General features: G+C 39.1%; 25 protein-coding genes. 3 read left to right on the forward strand and 22 right to left on the reverse strand.

Going from position 1 to position 26817, the window contains the following annotated elements:
• Nucleotides 1-11: 11 nt before the first annotated feature.
• From sdaAB to BK585_RS15920, 3 genes are all read right to left on the reverse strand, one after another.
• A complete protein-coding gene (sdaAB, locus tag BK585_RS15910; protein WP_078554752.1) occupies nucleotides 12-674 on the reverse strand; it encodes an L-serine ammonia-lyase, iron-sulfur-dependent subunit beta in 663 nt (220 codons plus the stop codon).
• Nucleotides 675-821: 147 nt separating this feature from the next.
• On the reverse strand, nucleotides 822-2498 hold the full coding sequence (locus BK585_RS15915) for a DAK2 domain-containing protein (RefSeq protein ID WP_078554754.1): 1677 nt from the start codon (nucleotides 2496-2498) through the stop codon (nucleotides 822-824).
• A gap of 25 nt (nucleotides 2499-2523) precedes the next feature.
• Nucleotides 2524-2886, reverse strand: a complete 363-nt coding sequence (locus BK585_RS15920; protein ID WP_078554756.1) for an Asp23/Gls24 family envelope stress response protein — start codon at nucleotides 2884-2886, stop codon at nucleotides 2524-2526.
• A gap of 292 nt (nucleotides 2887-3178) precedes the next feature.
• Here BK585_RS15920 and rpmB point away from each other — a divergent pair, with 292 nt between their 5' ends.
• A complete protein-coding gene (rpmB, locus tag BK585_RS15925; RefSeq protein ID WP_078554757.1) occupies nucleotides 3179-3367 on the forward strand; it encodes a 50S ribosomal protein L28 in 189 nt (62 codons plus the stop codon).
• Between the two features lie 108 nt (nucleotides 3368-3475).
• On the opposite strand, the gene spoVM is transcribed toward rpmB, so the two are convergent.
• From spoVM to BK585_RS16000, 15 genes are all read right to left on the reverse strand, one after another.
• Entirely contained in the window at nucleotides 3476-3556 is an 81-nt protein-coding gene (gene spoVM / locus BK585_RS15930; protein ID WP_078554758.1) for a stage V sporulation protein SpoVM, read from the reverse strand.
• Between the two features lie 266 nt (nucleotides 3557-3822).
• Nucleotides 3823-4467 carry a ribulose-phosphate 3-epimerase gene (rpe, locus tag BK585_RS15935; protein WP_078554760.1) on the reverse strand — a complete coding sequence of 215 codons (645 nt, stop codon included), beginning with the start codon at nucleotides 4465-4467 and terminating at the stop codon, nucleotides 3823-3825.
• 1 nt (nucleotide 4468) lies between these two features.
• On the reverse strand, nucleotides 4469-5347 hold the full coding sequence (gene rsgA / locus BK585_RS15940; protein ID WP_078554762.1) for a ribosome small subunit-dependent GTPase A: 879 nt from the start codon (nucleotides 5345-5347) through the stop codon (nucleotides 4469-4471).
• 354 nt (nucleotides 5348-5701) lie between these two features.
• On the reverse strand, nucleotides 5702-7669 hold the full coding sequence (pknB, locus tag BK585_RS15945; protein ID WP_078556848.1) for a Stk1 family PASTA domain-containing Ser/Thr kinase: 1968 nt from the start codon (nucleotides 7667-7669) through the stop codon (nucleotides 5702-5704).
• Complete coding sequence (locus tag BK585_RS15950; RefSeq protein ID WP_078556850.1) at nucleotides 7666-8424, reverse strand: Stp1/IreP family PP2C-type Ser/Thr phosphatase; 759 nt, start codon at nucleotides 8422-8424, stop codon at nucleotides 7666-7668. Before BK585_RS15950 ends, pknB begins: the two co-directional genes overlap by 4 nt.
• Nucleotides 8425-8429: 5 nt before the next feature.
• Nucleotides 8430-9518, reverse strand: a complete 1089-nt coding sequence (rlmN, locus tag BK585_RS15955; protein WP_078554764.1) for a dual-specificity RNA methyltransferase RlmN — start codon at nucleotides 9516-9518, stop codon at nucleotides 8430-8432.
• Nucleotides 9519-9536: 18 nt separating this feature from the next.
• The gene (gene rsmB, locus BK585_RS15960) at nucleotides 9537-10892 is read right to left on the reverse strand and encodes a 16S rRNA (cytosine(967)-C(5))-methyltransferase RsmB (protein ID WP_078554766.1); all 1356 of its coding nucleotides are present in this window, start codon (nucleotides 10890-10892) and stop codon (nucleotides 9537-9539) included.
• Nucleotides 10885-11841, reverse strand: a complete 957-nt coding sequence (gene fmt / locus BK585_RS15965; RefSeq protein WP_078554768.1) for a methionyl-tRNA formyltransferase — start codon at nucleotides 11839-11841, stop codon at nucleotides 10885-10887. The genes rsmB and fmt overlap by 8 nt, the downstream gene beginning before the upstream one ends.
• 15 nt (nucleotides 11842-11856) lie before the next feature.
• Nucleotides 11857-14256, reverse strand: a complete 2400-nt coding sequence (gene priA, locus BK585_RS15970; protein ID WP_078554770.1) for a primosomal protein N' — start codon at nucleotides 14254-14256, stop codon at nucleotides 11857-11859.
• Nucleotides 14253-15467 (reverse strand): bifunctional phosphopantothenoylcysteine decarboxylase/phosphopantothenate--cysteine ligase CoaBC, encoded by a 1215-nt coding sequence (gene coaBC / locus BK585_RS15975; RefSeq protein WP_078554772.1) that lies wholly within the window; start codon nucleotides 15465-15467, stop codon nucleotides 14253-14255. The genes priA and coaBC overlap by 4 nt, the downstream gene beginning before the upstream one ends.
• A gap of 278 nt (nucleotides 15468-15745) precedes the next feature.
• The gene (gene rpoZ, locus BK585_RS15980; RefSeq protein WP_078554774.1) at nucleotides 15746-15961 is read right to left on the reverse strand and encodes a DNA-directed RNA polymerase subunit omega; all 216 of its coding nucleotides are present in this window, start codon (nucleotides 15959-15961) and stop codon (nucleotides 15746-15748) included.
• Nucleotides 15962-16576 (reverse strand): guanylate kinase, encoded by a 615-nt coding sequence (gene gmk / locus BK585_RS15985; RefSeq protein ID WP_078554776.1) that lies wholly within the window; start codon nucleotides 16574-16576, stop codon nucleotides 15962-15964.
• 34 nt (nucleotides 16577-16610) lie between these two features.
• Nucleotides 16611-16874 (reverse strand): extracellular matrix/biofilm regulator RemA, encoded by a 264-nt coding sequence (remA, locus tag BK585_RS15990; RefSeq protein WP_078554777.1) that lies wholly within the window; start codon nucleotides 16872-16874, stop codon nucleotides 16611-16613.
• Between the two features lie 100 nt (nucleotides 16875-16974).
• Nucleotides 16975-17856 carry a YicC/YloC family endoribonuclease gene (locus tag BK585_RS15995; RefSeq protein ID WP_078554779.1) on the reverse strand — a complete coding sequence of 294 codons (882 nt, stop codon included), beginning with the start codon at nucleotides 17854-17856 and terminating at the stop codon, nucleotides 16975-16977.
• Nucleotides 17857-18135: 279 nt separating this feature from the next.
• Nucleotides 18136-20838 (reverse strand): calcium-translocating P-type ATPase, SERCA-type, encoded by a 2703-nt coding sequence (locus BK585_RS16000; protein WP_078554781.1) that lies wholly within the window; start codon nucleotides 20836-20838, stop codon nucleotides 18136-18138.
• Nucleotides 20839-20988: 150 nt separating this feature from the next.
• On the opposite strand from BK585_RS16000, the gene BK585_RS16005 reads away from it, so the two are divergent.
• The gene (locus tag BK585_RS16005; RefSeq protein WP_078554783.1) at nucleotides 20989-22698 is read left to right on the forward strand and encodes an Rqc2 family fibronectin-binding protein; all 1710 of its coding nucleotides are present in this window, start codon (nucleotides 20989-20991) and stop codon (nucleotides 22696-22698) included.
• Between the two features lie 758 nt (nucleotides 22699-23456).
• Complete coding sequence (locus BK585_RS16010) at nucleotides 23457-23546, forward strand: YjcZ family sporulation protein (protein ID WP_078554785.1); 90 nt, start codon at nucleotides 23457-23459, stop codon at nucleotides 23544-23546.
• A 235-nt stretch (nucleotides 23547-23781) separates the two neighbouring features.
• Here the strand turns inward: BK585_RS16010 and pyrE are convergent, their stop codons facing one another.
• Genes pyrE through BK585_RS16030 form a run of 4 tightly spaced genes read right to left on the reverse strand, consistent with a single transcriptional unit; the run spans nucleotide 23782 to nucleotide 26811 of the window.
• Nucleotides 23782-24414 carry an orotate phosphoribosyltransferase gene (gene pyrE, locus BK585_RS16015; RefSeq protein ID WP_078554787.1) on the reverse strand — a complete coding sequence of 211 codons (633 nt, stop codon included), beginning with the start codon at nucleotides 24412-24414 and terminating at the stop codon, nucleotides 23782-23784.
• On the reverse strand, nucleotides 24411-25127 hold the full coding sequence (gene pyrF / locus BK585_RS16020) for an orotidine-5'-phosphate decarboxylase (protein WP_078554789.1): 717 nt from the start codon (nucleotides 25125-25127) through the stop codon (nucleotides 24411-24413). The genes pyrE and pyrF overlap by 4 nt, the downstream gene beginning before the upstream one ends.
• Nucleotides 25127-26038 (reverse strand): dihydroorotate dehydrogenase, encoded by a 912-nt coding sequence (locus BK585_RS16025; protein ID WP_078554791.1) that lies wholly within the window; start codon nucleotides 26036-26038, stop codon nucleotides 25127-25129. The genes pyrF and BK585_RS16025 overlap by 1 nt, the downstream gene beginning before the upstream one ends.
• Complete coding sequence (locus tag BK585_RS16030) at nucleotides 26035-26811, reverse strand: dihydroorotate dehydrogenase electron transfer subunit (protein ID WP_078554792.1); 777 nt, start codon at nucleotides 26809-26811, stop codon at nucleotides 26035-26037. Before BK585_RS16030 ends, BK585_RS16025 begins: the two co-directional genes overlap by 4 nt.
• Between the last annotated feature and the right edge of the window lie 6 nt (nucleotides 26812-26817).

Genomic DNA, 26817 nt, shown 5'->3' on the forward strand with positions numbered 1-26817 from the left:
GCTTCCCCCCTTTAGTCATGGATTTTTGACACTTTTTTGATATGTTCCAATTGACCGATTTTAGTCAGGATATCTTCATTTAAATTTTGGTCAACTTCAATGACCATTAACGCCTCTTGCCCTTTATCTTTTCGCGAAACCTCCATATGTCCTATATTTATGTGGAGACCCGCTAATACATTTGACACATTCGCTATGACGCCATACCTGTCATCGTGTACTACTAATAACGCAGGGTGGTTCCCAGATAATCGTAATTGAAATCCATTTAACTCAATGATTTCAATTTTGCCTCCACCGATGGATATACCAACGAGTTCTAACTTTTCTTTATCATTTCCAAGAATAATTTTAGCTGTATTAGGGTGATTTGGTATAGCTTCTTCCTCGTTGATTGTAATTCCTAAATTATGTTGTTTAGCTATTTCTAATGATTGAATGATTCGTTCATCAAAGGTGTCAAAATCAAGTATTCCCCCAACAACCGCTCTATCGGTTCCATGTCCTTTATACGTCTTTGCAAAGGAACCATAAAATGAGATAACGGCCCAATCAGGTTGTTTCCCAAATAACGTTCGTGCCACTCTGCCAATCCGTGCTGCTCCAGCTGTATGTGAACTTGAAGGACCTATCATAACTGGACCAATAATATCAAAAACGGTACGGAACTTCATTTCTACGCCCCCTTTTTTTAGAACAATGGTGAACCCCTTGCTAGTTTATGAACAGACCAACCTCTTTCTTACAACTACTTTATGTCGAAAAAATATTCCTACCTTAAGGTTAGGTAGGAATATTTTTCATGTATCTTGTTGATTCATTTATTCTACAGCTAAAATATATGAGTATAACGGCTGTTTACCTTCATGAATTTCAACTTCACAATCCTCATTTACTTCTTCAATATAAGCTGCAAGTTCATTAGCCGTTTCTTCAGAAGCGCCTTCACCCCAAATTAATGTAATGATTTCTGAATCTTCATCGACTAACTCGTCTACGAGCAATTTAGCGACTGTTGGGAGTTCTGGTCCTGAGCTTACAATTGTTTTTTCAGCAATTCCCATAAAGTCATCTTTTTTAATATCAATTCCATCGATGTTTGTATCTCTTACAGCATATGTCACAAGACCTGTTTTAACATCAGCTAAAGCATCAGTCATGTTCTTTTTAACCGTTTGTGCATCACCACTTGGTGTAAAGGCTAAAAGTGCAGCAAGGCCTTGAGGCACTGATTTTGATGGTACTACGATGACTTCCCCATCAAAAACCTCTGCAGCTTGCTCTGCTGCCATAATGATATTACTGTTATTTGGAAGTACAATTACTGTTTCTGCATACACTTCCTCAATCGCTTTTACGATGTCTTCTGTACTCGGATTCATCGTTTGTCCACCTTGGATGACTACGTCAGCGCCAGAGCCTTTAAAGAGGGCTTCAATTCCAGTTCCCATTGAAACGGTTACGATACCAAATTTCTTTTTTTCCTTTGGTTTTGGTTTGGTTTCCGGGTAAGCCACTTTTGTTTCATCGAGTAAACTCGTATGTTGTTCTCTCATATTTTCAACTTTCACATTGATTAGACTACCATAGCGTTGTGCTTTCGTAATGACATCTCCAGGTGTTTCAGCATGGATATGAATCTTAAGTAATTCATCATCTGAAACAACTAGTAACGAGTCTCCTATATGACTAAGCTCTTGTCGAAAATCCGTTTCTTGGTAGGGATGATTGGTAAGTTTGTCCTCTTCAAACTTAACCATGACCTCTGTACAGTATCCGTAAATAATATCATCCGTCGATAATTGACTTTGTACATTGTGATGCTCAAATTTAACAAGTTCTTCCATAGAAGGTTGGTCTTCTTGATATTCTGAAAGCGTTTCCCCTTTTAAAATGGCAAGAAATCCTTCATAAATATATACTAAGCCTTGTCCGCCAGAATCAACTACACCGACTTCTTTTAAAACAGGTAATAAGTCTGGTGTTCGTTTTAATGAGGCTTTCGATTCCTTCAAGACAGCTTCCATCACATAGATGGCATCATTCGATTGTTTCGATGCTCGAGTTGCTGCTTTCGCACTATCCTTAGCCACCGTTAATATCGTACCTTCTACCGGTTTCATGACCGCTTTATACGCTGTTGACACCCCAAGTTCGAATGCTGTAGCCAAGTCCGTACCATTGGCTTCTTCTTTACCTTCAAGCGATTTTGAAAACCCACGGAAAAGCTGGGAAAGAATAACTCCAGAATTCCCTCTTGCTCCCATTAATAACCCTTTGGAAAAGGCGGAAGCCACTACCGATACTTTATCTACAGGTGTCTTTTTTACTTCTTTCACCCCTGATGTTATTGACAGGTTCATATTGGTACCTGTATCCCCATCTGGAACAGGGAATACATTAAGTGCATCTACTCTTTTCGCATGATTGGATAGATTGGTTGCACCCTCTATAAACATATTAGCTAATGTTTGTCCATTTATAACATTATTTGACACTAAACGCTCCTCCTAACTCAACAGCTTACGGGTTTGATACACGAACTCCTTGAACAAAAATGTTCACTGAATTGACTGTTAACCCAAGCATTTTCTCAAGTTGATACTTTACTTTAGTTTGTACATTATAGGCTACTTCTGAAATCTTCGTACCGTAGCTTACAATAATATACATATCAATATGTACTTCTTCCTCAATTTCACGAATCACAACACCACGTTGAAAGTTTTCTTTACCGAGTAATTCTGTAATTCCATCTTTGATTTGTTTTTGAGAAGCCATTCCAACAATGCCATAACAATCGACAGCTGCGCCACCTGCAATTGTAGCTACTACTTCTCTTGATACATCTACAACACCCATCTGTGTTCTTAGTTCAATTGTCATTATCAATTTCCCCCTTAATCCTTATCAAGTCTGTCTTTTCAAGTATATGAACTGATGACTAGATGTAGTTACATATTTTGTGCATGGTTCTCCATTATTTACTAAGGCTAATTTTACTATATAATTACGATTTTTTAAAGGATGAAGAAATAAATGTTCTGTCAAGCAAGAATACTTGATATAATTTCGTGAAAGTATTGCATTCTAGTTATGGCTATGCTAAGATATTCAAGTATGATTTCGGATGAAACAACTATCGTTCATCTCATCGTGAGTAAGGAGGTGCACTTAGATGGCACGCAAATGTTATATCACTGGTAAAACAGGACGAACTGGAAACCAACGTTCACATGCAATGAATAAATCAAAACGTAAATGGGGAGTTAACGTTCAAAAAGTGCGTATTTTAGTTGACGGCAAACCTAAACGCGTTTACGTTTCTACTCGAGCTTTAAAATCTGGCAAAGTAGAACGCGTATAATTACCCCAAAAAACTTTCGTCTGCTTCAGTGTTAACGAAAGTGAATGAATTCATGCTTCCAAAAAAAGTGCACCGAACTTTGATAGTCGGTGCACTTTTTAATCGTTCTTACCCCTTTTTAAACGAACTTAAAATGGCTCTCACACAACCACCTATGAACTTAGGTAGTTTAATCGTATAAAATTTCATAGTTCCTCCTCCTCAAACTAAAATTGCCACCGGAAATAGTATGAAGGATGATGACAATACCTCGTTTATACTAGTATATTCACTATGTATAAAATAGTACCCAATTTTTCGAAAAACACCTTGTCTTTATTGGCTATACTCCATACTATGCATAGAACTGGAGGATATGCGTATCCAAAAGAAAAAAGCGACAAAGTCGCTTTGATAAAAGGATATTTCGTACATCCGTTCCTTGTTAGAACAGCTTGATTCACCTTTATGTGGTCTTACCCTCTTAATTCCTTAATTGCTTCAGCACGGTCAGACCGGTTATAAATTGCTGAACCTGCTACCAAGACATTCGCACCTGCTTCAATACATCGCTTCGCTGTTTCTTTATTAACTCCGCCGTCCACTTCAATATCAATATCTAATCCTTTTGACTTGGCCATCTCAGATACGGCATGTATCTTTGGTAGGACTCCTTCAATAAAACGTTGTCCACCAAATCCGGGATTGACCGTCATTAGTAGTACTAAATCAACATCATTAATTACATGTTGTATCGTATCAACTGGAGTTGCTGGATTGAGAACAACACCTGCTTTTACTCCGTGGTCTCGAATTAATTGAATGGTTCGATGTAAGTGTGGACAAGCTTCCACGTGGACAGATATGATATCAGCTCCTGCTTGAGCAAATGACTTAATATATTGGTCTGGGTTTTCAATCATTAAATGCACATCTAATGGAAGCTCGGTGACTGGTCGAATTGCTTCTACAACAAGAGGACCGATCGTAATATTAGGGACAAAATGGCCATCCATCACATCGACATGAATATAATCCGCTCCCCCGTCAGCCACCTCCTGAATATCTTTTGCTAACGTAGCAAAGTTAGCTGATAATATGGATGGTGCAATTTTTATCATATTAATATCTCCGTTTCCGAGTCTTTATTTCCTCTAAAAACTCTAGATAATGTTCATAACGGTAACTCTTGATTTCTCCTCTCTCACGAGCTTCTTTGACCGCACATTTTGGCTCACTCGTATGAGTACATCCTCGAAATTTACAATTTCCTACTTCCTTTTTCATTTCTGGAAAGCAAAGAGAAAGGTCTTCTGCTTCAATTGTTGTAAAATCAAGGGAACTAAATCCAGGTGTATCTGCAACGAGGCCTGTCCCAATGGATATTAATTCAACATGACGTGTCGTATGCTTTCCTCTTCCGAGATGACTAGAAATCTGGTTTGTTTCTATATTTAATTCTGGTCGGATTGAATTGAGTAACGAAGACTTGCCAACCCCAGATTGGCCAGCTATAACCGTTACTTTATCATCAAAATAAGGCAAAAGAGAATCGATGCCCTCTTCTGTCACAGTACTTGTGATAATGACATCATATCCGATATCTTCATAATCCTGTTTATATTCGAATATTTCTTTATTTTTATCATCTGATAGTAAATCCGCCTTACTTATTACAATAACAGGTTCAATCTGATGTGCTTCAATATGTACCAGAAACCGGTTTAATAACAATGGACTAAAATCGGGCTCTTGGGCAGAGAACACCAAAATGGCTTGGTCTACATTGGCGATAGGCGGTCGAACAATTTCATTAAATCGATCAAACACTTCTAATATATAGCCGTCTGTCGCATTTTCTGCGTCAAATTCTACTAAATCTCCCACTAATGGTGTTATTTTTCTTTTTCTAAAATTCCCCCGGCCTCGACATTGAAATAAACCATCTGCATTTTGGACGTAATAAAATCCGCTCAGCGCTTTCACGATTTTCCCTTCCATGAAACCCTCCTGATATAAGAAAATATAATAAAATTGGCAAAGCCATTTTCTTAGAAGCACTGTGCCTAGCCGCTACCTGTTTTCAAAGTCAAACAAAAGTGGGGTTCTTTTGTTTGACGCGTAGCGTGCGAGCCAGTGTACTTCTTCAAATAAAATAAGAAAATTGGCAAAGCCATTTTTTGTTATAGGATACTGCAAGCCAAAGAGCGGCTTGCGGGCTCGGCTTCGTTCGCAGGCGGCTGGTTGGAGAAAAAACCACTCCAACCACCCTTCAACCCAATCTGCGACTCCGCTCTCGCTTCGAGGGATACTGCAAGCCAAAGAGCGGCTTGCAGTATCCCTCTCTAGTTTGATTTAATATCCGTAGGAATATGTGCCTCGGTGTTGGCCATCAACATACAGATCGTATTTGGCTTCCTTTTCGGTACTGACTACGAGTGGGATCCGGTATGTTTTTGAATCATGTATTCGTTCATCGACATATACCTTCTCTCCATTTACATCATTTGTTCGAATGGTTATATGAACGCCTGTTTCTTTTTGATTTTCTTCAACTTGGATTGGTAACACTGATTCAAGTTGCCTTGTTTTCGGTTCTTCTTTTTTATTTTCTTTTTCTTTTTCTTTCTCTTTTTCAGGCTTTGGCTCTGGTCCTTTTGAAACGACAAGTTGTATTTCATCGCCACGATCTACACGAGTAAATGGATTTGGCGACTGTGATATAATTCTTCCTTCAGCCACTTGCTCTGAATACTCGCTTGTAAATTTACCGATAAGCTCTTCTGACCTTAAATATTCCCTGGCTGCTTCCTCAGATATACCTGATAAATTTTCAAGTGAAATTTGTGGTTCAACACTTACCGTTACGGTTACTGTTGTTTCTTCGAAAATCAGGAGTGTACCCGCATCTGGATTTTGCGAAAGGATGATACCAGGTTCATATTCTCTGGTTTCTCTTTCAACAAATTCAATTTCTTCAAAATCATCGACCATTCGCTCAACTCTACTTCTCTGGAATCCCACAAGGTTCGGCATTTCTTCCAATGCCCTTCCTTCACTGACATAGAGAGTAACAGTTGTATTTACCTTTACTGTCGAACCGGCTCTTGGATTTTGACGAATCACTTCGTCTTCAGGTATTTCATCATCGGGAACAAGTTCTTTTTCTACAATCAAATTTAACTCTTCTAGCAGCGCCTCTGCTTCTTCATACTCCATTCCCACTACATCAATCACTTCAACATCACTTACTTTTAATAGATTGGGTAGAAATGCAGCTGCTGAAACAACAATTGCAAAAAACAATAGAATCGTAATTATCGTAACCTTTACCCATCGTTTTTTCTTTTTGGGTTTTGGTTCATTTTTGGTAGGTTCTTCAATTTGCTTTGCTTCTATTGTTTTTTCTACATCTTTTGCTGAAAAATTAGTATCCCTTATAATTGGCATCGCCTTTGTCGCTTCTTCATCAACTGGAATACTAAAAACAGGCTCATTAAAGCGACTTGGCTCAAGAGCTGTTTCAAGGTCTTCCTCCATTTCATACACAGAGGCATACCGATGGAATGGGTCTTTGGCAGTCGCTTTTTTAATAATATTTTCAATGCTTTGAGGCATACTAGCATTAAACTGTTTGACTGAAGGAACATCACTTTGTAGATGTTTAATAGCAATCGATACGGCCGTATCTCCTGAAAAGGGTAACTTGCCCGTTACCATTTCATATAATACGATTCCAAGTGAGTAGATATCTGATTTTAAATTAACAACTCCGCCTCTAGCTTGCTCCGGTGATAAATAATGAACTGAACCCATCACAGAATTTGTGTGGGTAATCGTGGCTGAAGACATTGCCCTTGCAATTCCAAAATCAGTAACTTTCACTTCTCCTGACGTGCTTATTAATATATTATGAGGCTTGATGTCTCTATGAACAATTTGATTGGCATGGGCGTGGGCAATGGCTGACATGACTTGTGTCATAATGTCAATCGTCTCATCTAAAGGGATGGGGCCTCGTTGTTGAATCAGTTCCTTTAACGTCGGACCTTCTACATATTCCATCACAATATAGTAAACATCATCTTCAACGCCTACATCATATATGCTTACAACATTCGGGTGAGCTAAGCTAGTTGCTGCTTGTGCTTCACGATGGAATCTTTTAATAAACTGCTCATCTCCAGAAAATTGTGGTTGAAGTACTTTAACGGCTACAACCCTGTCCAAAATGACGTCATGTGCTTTATACACGTTAGCCATGCCACCGCCGCCAACCGTTTCTAGAATTTGATATCGACCGCTAATTCTATTTCCTATCATTTCATACACCTAGCCTCTTCGTCGGCAGAAGTATAATGAACTACAGCTACGGTAATATTATCTTCTCCACCACGTTCGTTTGCGATTGTAATAAACTCGTTCACCTTTTCGTCAATGGATTTTTCACTTAACAAGATGTCATTTATCTCTTCGTCTATTAATTTATTGGATAGTCCATCTGAGCATAGTAGTAAATAGTTTCCTGGATCCCAATCGATCGTCTTCACATCTACTGTAATTTGTTGCTCGGTTCCTAATGCTCGGAGAAGCACATTTTTACGTGGATGATTTTCTGCTTCTTCATCTGTTATCTGACCTTTTCGAACAAGCTCATTAACTAGAGAATGGTCTTCCGTAATTTGCACAAAGCCGTTGTTATTTAAAAGGTATCCTCGACTATCACCAATGTGAGCAATCGTAATAAATTGATTGGTACAAATGGCTGCAACTACAGTTGTTCCCATTCCTTGACACTCTTTATTCTCTTGTGAATGCTGAAACAATTGGTCATTTACGATATGTACCTTATCAATAATCCAATCCTCAGCTACTGTAGGGATCGTAATTTCTTCAGTTTGTTGCCATTTTTCCTCTAAAATCGTCTTTGTCATGCAACTAGCCACATCTCCAGCTTGGTGTCCCCCCATGCCATCCGCGACAATGGCTAACACCATATTGTCGCGAACAAAAACTCCACCATTGTCCTCATTATGAGGTCTTGCTTGACCTACATCTGTTTTAAATGCATATTGCATTCCCATCACCTCGTCTCCTCTTTACGCTCCTTAGCTCGTAGTTGACCACAAGCCGCATCAATATCATGACCTTGCTCACGACGAATGGTCGTATTTATCCCATTTTTCTTTAAGATGCGTTCAAACTGAAATATTTGTTCTCTAGGTGTTCTTTGATAATCTCTTTCTAATACATAGTTTACAGGAATTAAGTTCACATGGCATTTAATATTTTTAATTAACTCTGCCAACAATTGTGCATGCTCGTCTTGGTCGTTTACTCCACCGAATAAACCATACTCAAACGTGATTCTTCTTCCTGTTTTTTCTGTATAATATTGTATCGATTCCATTAATTTCGGTAAAGGGTAAGCCCTGTTAATAGGCATTAGTTTACTTCTAATTTCTGTTGTTGGAGCATGTAATGAAATCGCAAAATTAATTTGCAAGCCCTCATCAGCAAATTTATAAATATAAGGTACAATCCCACTTGTGGATACCGTGATATGACGGGCTCCTATATTTAATCCTTGGTCATGGTTGATCGTTCTTAAAAATGACATTAATGCATCATAGTTATCAAACGGTTCTCCAATTCCCATGACAACAACAGAGCTAACTCGCTGGTCTTCTTCATCCATAACGCGTTGTGCTTCTAAAACTTGAGCAACAATTTCGCCAGCCTCTAAATTCCGTTTTAACCCGCCTAATGTAGATGCACAAAATGTACAGCCAATGCGACAGCCCACTTGAGTCGTCACACAAACACTATTTCCATATTCATGACGCATCACGACCGTCTCAATGGAATAGCCGTCATGTAACTCAAATAAGAATTTGACAGTTCCATCACTTGACGTTTGTTGAGTGACTATTTTTAATGTTGTTAATGTAAAAGCATCGTTTAGTTTTTGACGAAGGTCCTTTGAAAGGTTTGTCATTTCCTCAATTGACTTGACACGCTTACTATATAACCATTCAAAAATTTGTTTCGCTCTAAATTTTGGTTCTCCGTTTTCCTTTAACCAATCCTCTAATTCTTTATATTGTAAAGAATATACGGATGGTTTTTTTGGGACATCTGTTGTTTTTTGTTCACTTTCAAGCTGAGCCATAATAAACCCTTCCTTTTCTTACTTGTTTTTTCTTACGATAGAAGAAATAAAAAATCCGTCTGTACCAAAGTCATGAGGCAAAATTGTAATATATCCCTTTTGAGCTCGTGTATGTGAGGCTATTTTTTCTGGTAGCCTTTCAAATAGTGATTCATCTAAGATAAAGTCTTGTCTTTCTTCAAGAAATGAGTGAACGATATCCTCATTCTCAATCTTGTCTACTGTACATGTGCTATATACTAATGTACCACCCTTTTTCAGTAACGGAGCTACACTCGCTAAAATCTTTTCCTGTATACCAGCTATCGCTTTCATATCTCTTTCAGTTTTTGTCCACTTTAAGTCTGGTTTCCTACGAATGACTCCAAGTCCTGAACAAGGGGCATCTACTAAGATATAATCAAAACTTTCTTCTTGAAAATGTTCCTTCACTTTTCTAGCATCAAGCACTTGTTCTTCAATATTTGTTAATTGTAATCTTTCTTTACTTTCACGAATTAGCTTTACTTTATGTTCATGTAAATCAAGCGAAATGACTTTTCCTTGATTTTTCATTCGTTCAGCTAGATGCGTTGTTTTTCCACCTGGTGCTGCGCAACAATCGAGAGTCATTACTCCAGGCTCGGGATTTAATGCCCTAGCCACTAGCATTGAACTTTCATCTTGTATTGTAATTAAGCCATTTTTAAAACTTTCGGTACCAGGAACAAAACCTTTCCTGACTTTGATTGCTTCTTCTGCTATGTCTCCACGTTCAACAGATAATCCTTCCTGTTCAAGAACGGTTAACATCTCTTCTACAGTTGTCTTAGTTGTATTGACACGAACGGTCACAAGTGGTGGTTCTAGATTGATTTTACACATGCTCTCTGTGGCTTCAAAACCAAACTGACGTACCCAACGATCGACCAGCCATTTGGGGTGACTGGTTTCAAGGGCTAAGCGTTCAGTTTTATCTTTTATTGAATCAAAACTAGGTAGTCCTTGGCGTTGAATACTTCTAAGAACTCCATTAACCATTCCAGAGATTCCTTGATGGCCTCTTTTCTTAGCGATGTTCACTGCTTCGTGAACTATCGCTCTTTCAGGAACCTTATCAAGATAAACGACTTGATAAAGCGATAATCGTAATAAAACAAGAACCCATGGCTCTAGTTTTTTTACCCCTTTTTTGATAAAAGGGGTGAGATAGAAATCAAGCGAGTCTCTGCGTTGCACCGTTCCATAAACCAATTCGGTAAGAAGTGCAACATCCCTTTGATCTAACCCTGATGCTTTTATTGTTTGATTCAATAATAAATTACTGTATGCTTGATTTTTTTCGATTTGAAGCAAGGCATCAAGTGCCACTTCACGCACTGTTTTTTTACTCATTTTCTACTCCTACTATTTTCCCAACTTGTAGCGGGGCTCCCTGTAAATATTGTTCTGCAATCATTCGTTTTTTCCCAGCGGGTTGAATCTCCTTGATTTTCAATGCTACGTCATTTCCTGTCGTGACAACAAAACCATCCGAATCAAGCTGCACGACAGTTCCAGGCTTATCTACATGTTTCCAAGACTCCGATTTCTGTACTTTGTCAGCCCACCAAATTTTTAAGGGTTTTTCATCTAACATTGTAAATGCTACGGGCCATGGATGTAACCCCCGGATTTGGTTATAAATATCTTCTCCATCCTTGGACCAGTTTATTTTTTCTTGTTCACGAGAAATGTTTTTAGCAAATGTAACCTCATCTTCTTTTTGAGGAATGGCCATGATATCTCCTGCTACTAAATCAGGTAATGTCTCCGATAATAACTTTGCTCCTGCTGCACTTAATTTGTTATGAAGGGACCCTACATGATCTGTTTCAGCGATTGGAACAACGGCCTGCGAAATAATATCGCCTGCATCTAATTTCTCTACCATATACATGATTGTAATGCCGGTTTCCTTTTGCCCGTCGATAATGGCTTGATGTATAGGCGCTCCACCACGATATTTAGGCAGCAAGGAAGCATGAACATTAATACAGCCATGTGGAGGGGCAGTTAAAAGTTCTTTTGGTAGGATTTGCCCAAAAGCAGCCGTAATAATAATATCCGGCTGTAAGGCCAGAACTTTTTCAACTTCTTGTGGGTCTCTTATCTTCTCAGGTTGAATAACCGGTATGTTATTTTCCACAGCACACACTTTAACAGGTGGCGGTGTGATAACCTTTTTTCTTCCTTTTGGTCGGTCTGGCTGAGTCACAACTCCAACAATCTCATAACCGTCTTCTAATAATTGTTGTAATACTGGAACTGAAAAATCAGGCGTTCCCATGAACACTACTCTCATCTAGTCATCCATCCTTTACATAAACATTTGTGGATTCATATCGATAGAAAGATGTAAATCCGTTTCATTCAAATAATGTTGCTGAATCTCACGTAAGGAGTTTGTTAATTCAGGTTCATTTCGATATTTTATAATACATTGATATCTATATTTATCTTTCATTCTTGAAATTGGAGACGAAACCGGTCCAAGAATCTGTGCATCCTGGGACAATCGGGCTCTTAGAAAGTTGGCAACTTTTTCGGTTACTTGAATCACTTTCACTAACTCTTTATGGGTAATGTTGATTAGTGCCATAAAATAGTAAGGCGGATAGCCTCCTCGTTTTCTGATCATCATTTCCTGTTGATAAAACGCTAAATAGTCGTGTTCTTTAACAAGTTCTATACTATAGTGCTCAGGCGTATACGTTTGGACAACAACTTCACCTGGCAACTGATGTCGACCGGCTCTTCCACTGACCTGGGTTAACAATTGAAACGTTCGTTCAGATGACCTAAAGTCTGGGATATGAAGCATCGAGTCTGCAGCTAGCACACCGACCAACGTAATATTTGGAAAGTCTAATCCTTTGGCTATCATTTGTGTCCCTAATAAAATATCACCTTTTCCTTCTGCAAAGGAATCAAGGAGTTTTTCATGAGAGCCTTTTCTTCTAGTCGTATCAACATCCATGCGAATCACTCGAGCATGTGGCAAAAGTTTTCCTAATTCTTCTTCTACTTTTTGTGTTCCCGTCCCAAAAAAACGGACATGTTCACTTCCGCATGATTGACAAGTTGTAATCATATTTTCTTCAAACCCACAATAATGACATTTTAATTTATGATTCGTTTGATGATAGGTTAACGAAATATCACAATGCTGACATTGGGCTACATACCCACAGTCTCGACACATCACAAATGTTGAATACCCCCGCCGATTGAGAAAAAGGACGATTTGTTCCTTTTTTTCTAATCGGTCCTGCATTTTTTCAAAAAGTGAGGTAGAAAACATCGAGCGATTTCCTCCACGTAATTCTTCTCTCATATCAATGATTTCAACAGGTGGTAATGCCGTTTGATTTACTCTTTCTAGTAAGGGCAAAAGCATATATCGGTTTTTGTTTGCTCTAGCAAAAGACTCGAGTGAAGGAGTAGCGCTTCCTAACACAACAGGGCATTTATGGTATTCGCCTCGCTTTATCGCTACATCTCTTGCATGGTAGCGGGGATTGTCTTCTTGCTTATAACTCCCCTCATGCTCTTCATCAATGATGATAATCCCTATGTCTGTCAACGGAGCAAAAATCGCAGACCTTGCACCTACGACTACTCGTACCTGTCCTCTATGAATTTTTCTCCACTCATCATACTTCTCTCCTGTTGATAACCCACTATGGAGGACGGCAACCTCGCTTCCAAAGCGCCCTTTAAAACGATGAACCATTTGTGGGGTTAAGGAGATTTCGGGAACAAGAACAATCGCTTCCTTTCCTTTGTTGAGAACTTCAGCAATAGACTGTAAATAAACTTCTGTTTTCCCGCTTCCGGTGACTCCATGAAGAAGAAATGTTTGATGATGTTCCATTTCGATAGCAGATAGTATCGGATGGATTACTTCTTGTTGAGCAGTTGTTAAAAGCAGCGGTTCAGTTTTTTTAAATTCTAGATGTGAAAAAGGGTCCCGATAAACTTCTACTTCCCTCTCCGTTAAAATGTTCTTAGTGATAAGGGTATTAATAATGGCTCTAGAGCTTTTTGTTTTTTCAATGAGAGTGGAACTAGCAATTTCTTTATTATGTTCTAGAAAAAAAGAGAGCACTGCTTTTTGTTTAGCTGCGCGATTTCCGATATCGTTAATGATATCTTGCAACTCTTCTTTTGTTTTTTCTAGTTTTACCACTTTTTCTTTCTTTTTTTGACCTTTTTCTTTGACGGAATAGATAACTTCAATTTGTCCATTTTTAACGGCGTGCCTTACTTCTTTGACTAAGTTCAGCTGTTCAGAAATCTCTTCCCACTTAATCGCTTTATTGTCTGCAAAATAGGTGGACAGTTCTGTGGATAATCCGTTGCTGTCTAGTAAATGTAGTTGTTTGTTCACAGTTGTTCTCATCGCAGAAGGAAGCATAACCTGATATGCAGTAATTAAAAAACACAATATGGTTTCTTTTAACCAGTGACCTAATTGCAGGAGTTCCTCCGTCAACACTGGTGTAACATCTAATATTTCTTTTATTTCCTTTAATTTCATCGTTTGAGCCGATTCTTCTGTTATCGCGACGACAAATCCTTGGATATTTCTAGGTCCAAACGGGACGACAACTCTCATGCCAGGCTCTATCGTACCTTCCCATTTTTCAGGGATTAGGTAATCAAAAAAACGGTCCGTCTGTCCAGTCGGAATATCGACAATTACCTTTGCAATCATTTGTTGTCTCCAGCCATCAAATCGATTATGACTTTCATGATTTCCTCTGCTACTTCTGTTTTCGATAACTGAGGTAAAACTATTTTTTCTTTGTCCTTAGTCATGATAGTGACACGGTTGGTATCTACTTGAAACCCCGCCCCAGGTGCGGTAATGTCATTTGCTATGATTACATCTAAATTTTTTCTTTCTAGTTTTTCTATCGCATAGGCTTCTACATCATTTGTTTCGGCTGCGAATCCAACTAACAGTTGGTTTGGTTGTTTTCGTTGTCCTAACTCCTGAAGGATATCCTTTGTTCGTTCAAACTCAAGAATGAGAGGCCCTGTTTGTTTTTTCATTTTCTTGTCGTCAGATTGTTTTGGTCGGTAATCAGCAACCGCTGCACTTTTTATAATAATATCACTGGTCGCAAATTCATCTATAACTGCATGATACATATCTTCAGCGGTCGTAACGTTGACTCTTCTAATCGTTGGACTTGCTGATAGCGATGTTGGTCCTGCCACTAAAGTAACATCTGCTCCAAGACGAGCCGCCACTTCTGCAATCGCAAAACCCATCTTTCCAGATGAGTGATTTGTAAAAAAACGAACAGGGTCAAGTTTTTCTTGAGTAGGTCCTGCTGTAACGATTATTTTTTTATGTAAAAGTGGTTTACTTTCTCTGCTTTTCACAAATTCAGAAAGTTGCTGTACGATATCTTCTGGTTCTGCTAATCGGCCTTTTCCTACATAACCACAAGCAAGAAAACCTTCATCCGGTTCAATAAAGGTATATCCAAATGTCTGAAGTGTCTTCATGTTTTTTTGGACTGCAGGATGCTCATACATATGAACATTCATAGCAGGTGCTACAACAACTGGGGCTACGGTTGCTAGAAGTGTTGTTGTAATCATGTCATCAGCTATGCCATTTGCGATCTTTCCGATAATATTAGCTGTTGCCGGAGCAATAACAACAATGTCAGCCCAATCAGCTAAATCGATATGCGCAACTACTTTTGGATTATTCTCAGCAAATGTATCATCATGAACTTCATTTCGTGATAGTGTCTGGAAAGTTAATGGTGTTACAAACTGTTTGGCCGATTGTGACATCAATACTTTAACCACGGCACCAGCCTGTACTAATTTACTAGTTAATGCTGCCGCCTTATAAACGGCAATTCCACCCGATACACATAGTAGGATTTTTTTTCCGCTTATCACAACATATTCCCCCTACTTATTCTTTCATCTATTGTCTAGTATACAGAAGTTAACGCGAAAGAGCGAAGAAAAAACTGAATCGTGACCTCTGTTTCATGTTTAACCATACGATTATGGACTCCGTTTATATTTCAAGACGTTGTTCCTCGAAAATGAAGAAGGTGGGACAAAAGGTTATTTAATGAAGCCACTGAAAAAGTTAAAAAGCTAACTTTTTCAGCCCCTCTGTTAATACCTTTTGTCCCACCCTATAAGTTTTGACCCAGTTTTCCCTGTGCTTATTCTTCTTCGTCTAGGATTCGCTCAAATTTCAAATGGTCATGTACAATTTCTTCTAAAGCCATTCCCACTGGTTTATATGACTGAGGCTTATCAACTAATGGACCACGTCTTACGTCTTCTTTAATCTCTCTTGCTCTTCTAGATGATACAGTTACAAGTGTGTACTTTGAATCTAACTTTTCCATTAAGGAATCAATTGATGGATATAACATTTATTCTACCTCCACAAGTTGTTTATATTTTTCAATTAGACGTTCACGTTTACAATGTTCAGCAGTTACGATCGCTTTAATTCTTTCAACAGCCAAAGCCACTTCATCATTTTCAACGACATAATCATACTTTTTCATCATGTCGATTTCTTCCTTGGCTACCGTCATTCGTCTATCAATAATTTCTGCCGTTTCCGTTCCTCGGCCTTGAATTCGTTTGCGAAGCTCTGCTAGACTAGGTGGCATTAAAAAGATAAAGACACCTTCAGGAAAGCGTTCCCTTACCTTTAAAGCTCCTTGAACTTCGATTTCAAGTATGATATCGGTACCTTCTTCTATCGTTTGCTTAACATAATCGATAGGTGTGCCATAATAATTCCCGACATACTCTGCATGTTCTAACAGTTGATTGTTTTCAATCATTGATTCAAATTCTTCTCTTGATTTAAAAAAGTAGTTAACGCCGTCTACTTCGCCAGCCCTAGGCTCTCTCGTTGTTGCTGATACTGAATATTGTATTTCAGTATTTTCATTGCGAAGGGCCCCGCAAACTGTTCCTTTTCCTACACCCGCAGGTCCAGAAAGAACAATCAGCAATCCTTTCTCTTTTCTCATTATGTACCTCCAGTTGGTTATCCTTTACCTATTTTTATGCTTCTTCTGCTCCGTCATCTTTTGTAGTTAATCGTTGTGCCACTGTTTCAGGTTGAACTGCACTTAGGATGACATGGTCGCTATCAGCAATGATAACAGCACGTGTTCTTCTTCCATATGTAGCATCAATGAGCATATTTCGGTCTCTTGCTTCTTGGATAATTCGTTTTATTGGAGCCGATTCTGGACTAACAATCGAAACGATTCGATTTGCCGAGACGATATTTCCAAAACCAATGTTTATTAATTTTATGTTCATTGCTGTTCCCCCACTTTGGGAAGTCTCCGTTCAGATCTTCCTCTATTTTTGCCATTCTTACATAACTATATACGAAAATAGTAAGTACGACTAGCTACATTTACTCAATGTTTTGCACTTGTTCCTTTATTTTTTCGATCTCACTTTTTAATTCTACAACTTGTTTGCTAATATGTATATCATTTGCCTTTGCACCTATGGTATTCGCTTCTCGATTTAACTCTTGGACAATAAAATCAAGCTTTCTACCAACCGTACCGTCTTCCTCAAGAATCGCTAAAAATTGATAACAATGAGACGTTATCCTAGTCAATTCCTCATCAATATTTGATTTATCTGCAAATATAGCTACCTCTGTAAGGAGTCTACTTTCATCAATCGATAGTTTACCCGTAAGAAATTCTTCAACCCGATGCAGTAACCTTTCCCGGTAGGAATTCGCAACCTTTGGAGCATGAGAAATTAAATCATCAATTAACACTAGCATTCTGTTAATTCTTGATGTGAGGTCTGCAAAAAGGGAACTTCCTTCTTTTTCACGCATAGAACATAGATTTGCTATCGCTTCAGAAACTGCCTGTAAAAGCACCTGTTGTAATTGTTCATTAGGAATTTCTTCCTCGACAATCGTTACAAGTTTTTCTTCAAGAAGTAAGTTTTCTAACGCATTTTTTTGAGAGACTCCGGTTTGTTCTTCCAACTTTTTAGCGGTTTGTATAAAGTGTTCAACCAAATTCCAATCAACTTCTAATTTACGTGAAAAAAGACCTTCTCCGTCTACCGTTATAAAAAGGTCAACCTTCCCTCTTGCAACATGAGACTGCACGAGTTTTTTTATTTGGTCCTCTATCACTAAAAATTGTCGAGGCATTCGCGTTGTGACTTCACAGAAACGATGATTAAACGATTTTATTTCAGCTGTTATCTTTATATTCTCAGTAGCTAGCATTGATTGTCCATAGCCTGTCATGCTTTTTATCATTGGTTATCACATCCACTTATCTATTCTAACCAATTTTACCATTTGCAACAAGTAGAGAAAAGAGGGAGGAGTAAAGGGTGGGACAAAAGGTTGTTTTACCTTTTGTCCCACCCTCTAAATAAACCTCCCCTATCTTTAAAGCAAGTTGTGAGTGGGTTTCTCACAACTTGCTGAAGTGAGTGGGTTTCTCATAACGGCCTTTGTGGCGAGTAGGCCATACCACATTTTCTGCAAGTTATGGCCCAGCCCAATCTCAGAAAAAGAATGGAGTAGTCAACTTTATTTTTTTAGTAAACGCATGCCACCAAGAGCGACCGTTGGTATAGCTGCCATTCCTAACACTAACATCCACTCTCTCATATCAAGAGCAACAGTATGGAATACCGTTTGTAATGGTGGATAATAAATTACAGCCAGCATCAGTGCAATGGATGATAATACAGCAAATACTAAATAGATGTTTTCAAATGGATTTCTATGAAATACAGAGTACTCACTTCGGCAATCAAACACATGAATCAATTGCGCCATGACTAACGTGACAAAGGCAACGGTTTGGGCGGTTGTTAAGTCGTCTGGGTTGGCTTGTAATGTAATAATAAAAGCAACCAATGTGACAATCCCAATCATAAATCCACGACTAATGATTTTCCAAGCAAGTCCCCTCGCAAATACCCCTTCGTTTGGATTACGTGGCGGCCTTTTCATGACGTCACCCTCGGCTTTATCCAATCCTAATGCCATCGCAGGTAACCCATCCGTGACTAAATTAATCCATAAAATCTGGATTGCGACTAACGGTAGTGGAAGTCCAAGCATCATAGCAAATAACATCACCAAGATTTCACCAACATTAGAAGCTAGCATGTACCTGATAAACTTTCTGATATTTTCGTAGATATTTCGACCTTCTTTAATCGCAGACTTAATTGTAGCAAAATTATCATCACTTAGGATTAATGACGACGCCTCTTTCGCTACATCGGTTCCTGTGATTCCCATTGCTATACCAATGTTTGCTGCTTTAATCGCTGGTGCATCGTTGACACCATCGCCCGTCATAGCTACGATATGACCTTTGGCTTGTAATGCTTTTACGATTTTTAATTTATGCTCTGGAGAGACACGTGCATATACATACACATCATCTACCATTTCCTCGAGTTCTTTCACACTAAGACGTGAAAGCGCAGCACCATCTAATACTTTACCATTCTCAGGCATAATCTCAAGTTGTTTGGCAATCGCTTTAGCTGTAATGGCATGGTCTCCTGTAATCATAACCGTCTTAATCCCAGCTTCAAGACACTCACGAATCGACCCTCTCACCTCTGGTCTTGGTGGGTCAATCATTCCTTGAATGCCAATGAAGGTTAATTCTCTTTCTGCATCAAGGGGTTGACCAATTTGTTCATGTGAAGAAAGAGGTCTGTAGGCAATCGCAATTGTTCTAAGCGCTTGACTTGCTAGACGTGTAATTGCATCATTTACAAGATTCTGATGCGTCTGTGTTACGTTTTCAGTTCGATTCCCTATTAAAATATGACTACTATTTGAAAGAATTACATCAGGTGCACCTTTGACAATCACATACTTCTGTCCTTTTTTATCTTCTACAATGACGGACATCATTTTTCTAGTAGATTCAAACGGAAATTCTTTGATCTTTTTATAATAGGATTTGAGTTTATCACTTGATATATCAGCCTTCATTGCTGCTACGACTAATGCCCCTTCAGTAGGGTCCCCGTCAAGGACATACTCATTTTTCGTTTTTTTAAGTAGGCCTTCTTTTTGTTTCTTCACTGTTACAGTAGCGTTGTTACAAAGTGAACCATATACTAACATTTGTTGCAGGGTTCGCTCGGTTTCAACGTTTACTTTCTTCCCATTAATGAGAAAGTCTCCGGTAGGCTCATACCCTGTGTTGGTCACGTTCCACGTTTTCCCGCCAGACCAAATGTGAGTAACAGTCATTTTATTTTGAGTAAGCGTTCCTGTTTTATCTGAACAGATAACAGAAGCGCAACCTAGCGTTTCGACCGCTGGTAATTTTCTGACGATTGCTTTTCGCTTAATCATACGTTGAACACCTAACGCCAAGGCAACGGTTACTATCGCAGGAAGTCCTTCCGGTATTGCTGCAACCGCTAACGAGACACCCGCTAAGAACATCGTATATACGTTATGACCTTGATACACCCCAATAACGACGACGAGCGCAGTTAACATGAGGGCTACGGCTATTAAAATTTTTCCAAGCTGTTCAAGTCTTCGCTGTAATGGTGTAACTAACGATTCTGTAGATTTTAATAAATGAGCGATTTTACCCATTTCAGTTTTCATACCTGTTGCAACAACAACACCAATGCCACTTCCTTGTGTGACGAGTGTACCCATAAAGGCCATATTTTCCTGGTCACCAATCTCCTTATGGTCCCCATGAAGTGGCGTTTCAAGCTTTTGAACCGGTACCGATTCTCCAGTTAAAGACGACTCTTCAATTTTTAAGCCATTCGTAGAAATAAGCCTCATGTCGGCACCAATACGGTCGCCACTTGTAATCTTAACAATGTCTCCTACAACAATATGACTGGAGAGAACCTTTTCCCATTCCCCATCACGAAGAACCATCATTTGCGGAGCAGATAACTCCTTAAGTGCAGATAATGATTTTTCTGCTTTTCGTTCTTGAACAAATCCTAGTATTCCGTTCAACATGACGATTATCATTATCGTAATCGCATCTATGTATTCCCCAAGTAGCCCTGAAATTAGTGTAGCTGCTAACAAGACTAAAACCATAAAGTCTTTAAACTGATTTAAAAATATGAGGAGCGCAGAAGGCTTCTCACCCTCATCCAGTTTATTTTCTCCATACTTTTTCAACCTGTTTTCCGCTTCTTTCTTGGATAATCCAGACGCTTGACTCGTTCCTGTTGATCTTTCTACTTCATTGACCTCCATTTCAAACCATTTCATTCTCACACCCCATATCTTGTACTTCCTGCTATACAAGCCATCTTATTCATGCACGTCCCAAAAAATGCTATACTGTTTAGTGAAGTAGATAAAAATAAAAGTAGACTTAGTTCAAGTAAGGCCGTACTTATAATAGAAGGGTGATTTTTCATGTCTTTTGATGGTTTAATGACAAAAGCTGTAACGGAGGAAATCGTCCCTCTTCTTACGACAGGAAGAATTTCAAAAATATATCAACCATATAAAAATGAAATTATTTTAACTGTTCGTGCGAATGGGACAAATTATCCATTACTCCTTTCAGCTAATCCAAGTTTTGCAAGGGCTCAAATCACACAAGAAAAATATGAAAATCCAAAAGAGCCTCCGATGTTTTGTATGTTATTACGAAAGCATCTTGAAGGTGCCATTATCGATAGCATCTCTCAAATTGACATGGAACGAATTATTGTTTTTGAAGTTAGAGGGAAAGATGAAATCGGCGATATTAGTCATAAAAAGTTAATCGTTGAAATAATGGGAAGGCATAGTAATATCATTTTAGTTGAAGCCACAACAAATAAAATTATAGATAGTATTAAACATATTTCTCTTGCACAGAGCAGTGTAAGGTCCATTTATCCTGGGCAACAATATGCACTACCTCCTTCACAGGAGAAATTGAATCCTTTTGAGATCGACCATGACTTATTTAGTCAAAAAATCGATTTTAATAGTGGAAAACTAGACAAGCAGATAATCGAACGATTTTCGGGGATTTCACCCAGTGTGGCAAAAGAAATTGTGGACCGTGCCGGCTTAGCCAATCGTCAGTCATTAACTGATGCTTTCTTCTCTGTAATCGAACCGCTAAAAGAAGGAAAGTATCATCCACAAATCATTTCAATCAATGATAAAGAATACTTCTCAATCGTGCCACTTCATCATATAAAAGGAGAAGTTCAAGCTTTTTCATCTGTTAGTCTTCTGCTTGACCGTTACTATTATGGCAAAGCAGACCGTGACCGAGTCAAACAACAAGCTAATGATATTGAGAAATTTATTCGAAATGAATTACAAAAAAACAAAAAGAAAATAAAAAAGCTCGAGCAAACCCTAGTAGATAGTGAAAAAGCCGTAAAGTACCAAAGGTTTGGAGAATTATTAACCGCCAATTTATATCAAGTTCGACGAGGCGATAAAGAAGTAGAAGTTGTCGATTATTATGATGAAAATGGTGGAATGGTTACGATTCCGTTAGACCCCCAGAAATCACCTTCTGACAATGCTCAACAGTATTTTAAGAAGTACTTAAAAGCCAAAAATTCTGTGATTGTGGTTGAAGAACAAATTAAATTAGCCAATGAAGAAATTTCTTATTTTGAGCAATTAACTCAACAAGTTGAATCTGCGACACCGCGGGACATCGAAGAAATTCGCGAAGAGTTAATTGAAGGAGGATATATCCGTCGACGGCAAAAGGATACTAAAAAGAAAAAGAAAGATATCAAACCTCTTGTTGATTCGTATACCTCATCGACTGGAACGACCATCGTTGTTGGGAAGAATAATAAACAAAATGAGTATATTACAAACAAGCTTGCACGACAGGATGAAATATGGTTTCACACGAAAGATATCCCTGGTTCCCATGTTGTAATCCGCAGTATTGACCCTGATGATACGACAATACAAGAAGCTGCGATGCTTGCTGCTTACTATAGTAAAGCCAAACTATCAAGCCGTGTCCCAGTAGACTATACAAAAATACGGCATGTAAAAAAACCAAATGGAGCAAAGCCAGGATACGTCATATATGATAACCAAACCACAATATACGTCACCCCAGACGAAGACCACGTCATAAAATTGAAGAACTAAGGAAGGCGCGAAGCCACTGCCTCTTTCAAAGGATTTTACAAGTGTTTTTCTTGTGAAATCCGCGCAGTGTGCGAAGCCCTTGCCTCTTCTTTTGAATCGCTTCTTTGAAGCCGCTACCCTCTTTTAAAGTCAAACAAAGGGGGTTTTTTGTTTGACGCGTAGCGAGTGAGCCAGTGCCCTTCTTTGTATAACTGCCTCTTTCAAAGGATTTTACAAGTGCTTTTCTTGTAAAATCCGCGCAGTGTGCGAAGCCCTTGCCTCTTCTTTTGAATCGCTTCTTTGAAGCCGCTACCCTCTTTTAAAGTCAAACAAAGGGGGTTTTTTGTTTGACGCGTAGCGAGTGAGCCAGTGCCCTTCTTTGTATAACTGCCTCTTTCAAAGGATTTTACAAGTGTTTTTCTTGTAAAATCCGCGCAGTGTGCGAAGCCCTTGCCTCTTCTTTTGAATCGCTTCTTTGAAGCCGCTACCCTCTTTTAAAGTCAAACAAAGGGGGTTTTTTGTTTGACGCGTAGCGAGTGAGCCAGTGCCCTTCTTTGTATAACTGCCTCTTTCAAAGGATTTTACATGTGCTTTTCTTGTAATATCCGCGCAGTGCGCGAAGCCCTTGCTCTTCTTTTGAATCGCCCCATTTTTTTTCTTAAATAAAAATTAGATAACGTAGACATTAGCCCAAACGTTATATCACTTTATGCATATAGTGTAGTACAAAGGGATGTTAACCCTTTGCTTACACTTATTCTACAAGGAGGTTTTTCTAAATGACACACGCTTATGCAGGCGGATTTGCGTTAATCGTTGTGCTGTTTATCCTTCTAGTAATTGTTGGTGCAGCTTACGTTGGCTATTAATCAATAGCGACCATTCGCTATTGACGCGCTGAGCGGCCACTGTTTTTTTATAAAGACATTACTGTCATAAGAGCTCTTATGGCAGTAATGCACAATACAGTGAGTGAAGCCAGCGCTCTTCATGAATTTTATTTAACTACTTAAACTTCAATTAGAAACACCCTTGGATTGTCTCCAAGGGTGTTTTATTTACTATCTTAAGTTGTAATATCATCAAATCAAAAATGTTCGTTTCCTATTTCTCAAGCCAAGCTGTGGAACTAGGATTTTCTCTCCATAATTTAAGCTTAGCCAACTGCTCATCTGTAATATCTTGACGTTCTAAAGATACTTCAAGTAATGTATCATAATCAGTTAACGTCTCAAACTGCAAGTCTGCTTCGGCTAACTTTTCCTTACCTGCTTCAAGACCATATGTAAAAATGGCTACAACGCCGATTACGGTCGCTCCCACTTCACGAACAGCTTCTGCTGCTGTAATGACGCTTCCTCCCGTTGAAATCAAATCTTCAACGATAACGACTTTATCTGATTCAGTGATCACACCTTCAATTTGATTTCCTTTACCATGTCCTTTTGATTTGCTACGAATATAAGCCATAGGCAATTCCATTCTGTCACTTACCCATGCAGCATGCGGGATACCAGCAGTCGCTGTTCCAGCGATAACGGTAGCATCAGGATAATGCGTTTTTACTAAGTCTTCAAGTCCAGCAGCGATATCTTTACGTACGACTGGGTAAGATAACGTCAGACGATTGTCGCAATATATCGGTGATTTTAATCCTGAGCTCCACGTAAACGGTTCTTCCGGACTTAACGCTACAGCTTTTATATCTAATAAATGACTTACAATTTGTCGTTTCATTTTGATACACTCCATTCCGATTGAACTCTCTCGTAGGCTTTTAGAGGGTCTTGTGCACCCGTTATCGAACGTCCTACTACAATACCCCAGCTTCCTAATTCATTGGCCTGACCAGGTGTTGTTACTCTCCTTTGGTCACTTTTCTCATCTCCAAGAAGACGAATTCCAGGCGTGACTGTCTTAAAAGAAGAAGAACAAGCTTCTGTAATCAATGGGACTTCCAACGGAGAACAGACTACTCCGTCTAACCCACTTTCTTTAGCTAATAATGCATAAGCTTTCACTGTTTCCTCAAGTGTTCCATGAATTTTTAGCTCTTGTTGCATCATCTCTTCAGTTGTACTCGTTAACTGAGTTACAGCAATTAAATCTGGTTTTTTCTTACCAGCAACTGTTCCCGCCTCAAGACCTTCAAGGGCTGCTTTCATCATTGCAGAACCGCCAGCCGCATGAACATTAACAATATCAATGTCGTATTTGGCTAATGCCCTCATCGCATGATGAACTGTATTTGGAATATCGTGTAATTTTAAATCAAGAAAAATATGGTGTCCTTGATCTTTCAACTTCGCTAGAAGACTAGGTCCAGTACTATAAAACAGTTCCATCCCTACTTTTACAAATAACGATTGTTCCTGGAATTGACTCAAAAACTGAAATACTTCCTTTTCTCCAGGAAAATCAAGTGCAATGATTATAGGTCTTTGGTCCATTATTTCCAACTCCCTCCTACCAATTCAGAAATGTGTGTAACACCCATTTCATCAAGTAAAGGGGGAAGGTCGTCGATGATCGTTGGACAAACAAATGGGTCTACGAAATTGGCTGTTCCAACAGCAACTGCACTCGCACCTGCTAAGAAAAACTCGATTACATCTTCAGCTGATTCGATCCCACCCATCCCAATAATCGGAATGGAGACTGCTTGACTGACTTGGTGTATCATGCGAATCGCTACTGGCTTTATCGCTGGACCGGATAACCCACCGGCTCCGTTTGCTAGAATCGGTTTCTTGCTTCTACGATCGATTCTCATTCCTAACAATGTGTTAATCATCGCTAAGCCGTCTGCTCCTGCTTCTTCCACCGCTTTTGCCATTTCAACAATGTCAGTGACATTCGGGGATAACTTCACATAAACCGGCTTTTCTGATACTGCCTTTACCTCTTTTGTTAATTGAGCTGCAATCTCAGGAACCGTACCAAACGTTATCCCACCACGTTTTACATTTGGACAAGAAATATTAAGTTCAAGTGCTGTTACATTCGGTGCTTTTGAAATCTTTTCCGCCACTTCCACATAATCTTCCGTTTCATATCCAGCCACATTAGCTACAATCGGAACATCATACTTTTCTAACCAAGGAAGTTCCTCAGAAAACACTTTATCAAGCCCTGGATTTTGAAGACCAATGGCATTTAACATTCCTGCAGCTGTTTCTGCTACACGAGGTGTTGGGTTACCAAAGCGGGATTCTAGAGTTGTTGCTTTCACAGCAATGGCCCCTAAAACCGATAAATCATAAAACTTTGCATATTCTTTTCCAAACCCAAAACAGCCTGAGGCAGGCATTATTGGATTTTTCATCTTTAGTCCTGGTAATTCAATAGCTAAACGATTCATAGGACCACCTCTCCAATTGGAAATACAGGACCGTCCGTACAAATCTTTTTATACGATGTTCCTTCTGGGTCATCTTGAAGATGACATACGCAAGCAAGGCAAGCACCAATGCCACACCCCATGCGTTGCTCGAGTGATAAAAAGCCTCGTTTATCTTTAAAACGTTCCTCGAGAGCTCGTAACATCGGGTTCGGACCACATGAATAAAGCACGTCAAAAGATAAGTTGTTTTGTTCGATCACATCGGTTACAAAGCCTTGTGTTCCATGGGTTCCATCCACTGTTGCCACATACGTTTGTCCAAGAGATGCAAAATCCTCTTCATAAAAGACATCTTTTTTAGATTGAAACCCTAGCACGTGGATGACATTTACACCCCGTTGTTTCAACTCTTTAGAAAGATAGTAGAGAGGAGGAACTCCAATTCCCCCACCTACTAGTAACGCGGTTTCACCTTCTTGAATCGCATCCACTGGAAAGCCGGTTCCCAGTGGTCCCATGATATCAACGTCTTCACCAATAATACGTTCACTCATCAGTTTTGTACCTTTACCTTGTGCACGGTAAAGCATTGTAAGCTGTTTTGTCTTCACATCAACATTACAAATACTAATAGGGCGACGGAGTAAAGGGTCGATCCCGCGGTCAACTTTTACATGAAGAAACTGCCCAGGTGTCTTCATCTCTTCAACAAGTGCGCCTTCTAGAACAATTTCAAAAATACTGTCTGCAATTTCTTGTTGAGATACTATCTTCAGCTGATCTTTCTTCATTGCTTT

This window comes from Bacillus alkalicellulosilyticus (genome assembly GCF_002019795.1).
GTDB lineage: Bacteria > Bacillota > Bacilli > Bacillales > Bacillaceae_F > Bacillus_AO > Bacillus_AO alkalicellulosilyticum.

Bases quoted from the DNA above. Each gene is read 5' to 3' on its own strand.
- sdaAB (WP_078554752.1), bottom strand. From the start codon at position 674: ATGAAGTTCCGTACCGTTTTTGATATTATTGGTCCAGTTATGATAGGT.
- BK585_RS15920 (WP_078554756.1), bottom strand. From the start codon at position 2,886: ATGACAATTGAACTAAGAACACAGATGGGTGTTGTAGATGTATCAAGA.
- rpmB (WP_078554757.1), top strand. From the start codon at position 3,179: ATGGCACGCAAATGTTATATCACTGGTAAAACAGGACGAACTGGAAAC.
- spoVM (WP_078554758.1), bottom strand. From the start codon at position 3,556: ATGAAATTTTATACGATTAAACTACCTAAGTTCATAGGTGGTTGTGTG.
- rpe (WP_078554760.1), bottom strand. From the start codon at position 4,467: ATGATAAAAATTGCACCATCCATATTATCAGCTAACTTTGCTACGTTA.
- rsgA (WP_078554762.1), bottom strand. From the start codon at position 5,347: ATGGAAGGGAAAATCGTGAAAGCGCTGAGCGGATTTTATTACGTCCAA.
- pknB (WP_078556848.1), bottom strand. From the start codon at position 7,669: ATGATAGGAAATAGAATTAGCGGTCGATATCAAATTCTAGAAACGGTT.
- BK585_RS15950 (WP_078556850.1), bottom strand. From the start codon at position 8,424: ATGCAATATGCATTTAAAACAGATGTAGGTCAAGCAAGACCTCATAAT.
- rlmN (WP_078554764.1), bottom strand. From the start codon at position 9,518: ATGGCTCAGCTTGAAAGTGAACAAAAAACAACAGATGTCCCAAAAAAA.
- rsmB (WP_078554766.1), bottom strand. From the start codon at position 10,892: ATGAGTAAAAAAACAGTGCGTGAAGTGGCACTTGATGCCTTGCTTCAA.
- fmt (WP_078554768.1), bottom strand. From the start codon at position 11,841: ATGAGAGTAGTGTTCATGGGAACGCCTGATTTTTCAGTTCCAGTATTA.
- priA (WP_078554770.1), bottom strand. From the start codon at position 14,256: ATGATTGCAAAGGTAATTGTCGATATTCCGACTGGACAGACGGACCGT.
- rpoZ (WP_078554774.1), bottom strand. From the start codon at position 15,961: ATGTTATATCCATCAATTGATTCCTTAATGGAAAAGTTAGATTCAAAG.
- gmk (WP_078554776.1), bottom strand. From the start codon at position 16,576: ATGAGAAAAGAGAAAGGATTGCTGATTGTTCTTTCTGGACCTGCGGGT.
- remA (WP_078554777.1), bottom strand. From the start codon at position 16,874: ATGAACATAAAATTAATAAACATTGGTTTTGGAAATATCGTCTCGGCA.
- BK585_RS15995 (WP_078554779.1), bottom strand. From the start codon at position 17,856: ATGATAAAAAGCATGACAGGCTATGGACAATCAATGCTAGCTACTGAG.
- BK585_RS16000 (WP_078554781.1), bottom strand. From the start codon at position 20,838: ATGAAATGGTTTGAAATGGAGGTCAATGAAGTAGAAAGATCAACAGGA.
- BK585_RS16005 (WP_078554783.1), top strand. From the start codon at position 20,989: ATGTCTTTTGATGGTTTAATGACAAAAGCTGTAACGGAGGAAATCGTC.
- BK585_RS16010 (WP_078554785.1), top strand. From the start codon at position 23,457: ATGACACACGCTTATGCAGGCGGATTTGCGTTAATCGTTGTGCTGTTT.
- pyrE (WP_078554787.1), bottom strand. From the start codon at position 24,414: ATGAAACGACAAATTGTAAGTCATTTATTAGATATAAAAGCTGTAGCG.
- pyrF (WP_078554789.1), bottom strand. From the start codon at position 25,127: ATGGACCAAAGACCTATAATCATTGCACTTGATTTTCCTGGAGAAAAG.
- BK585_RS16025 (WP_078554791.1), bottom strand. From the start codon at position 26,038: ATGAATCGTTTAGCTATTGAATTACCAGGACTAAAGATGAAAAATCCA.
- BK585_RS16030 (WP_078554792.1), bottom strand. From the start codon at position 26,811: ATGAAGAAAGATCAGCTGAAGATAGTATCTCAACAAGAAATTGCAGAC.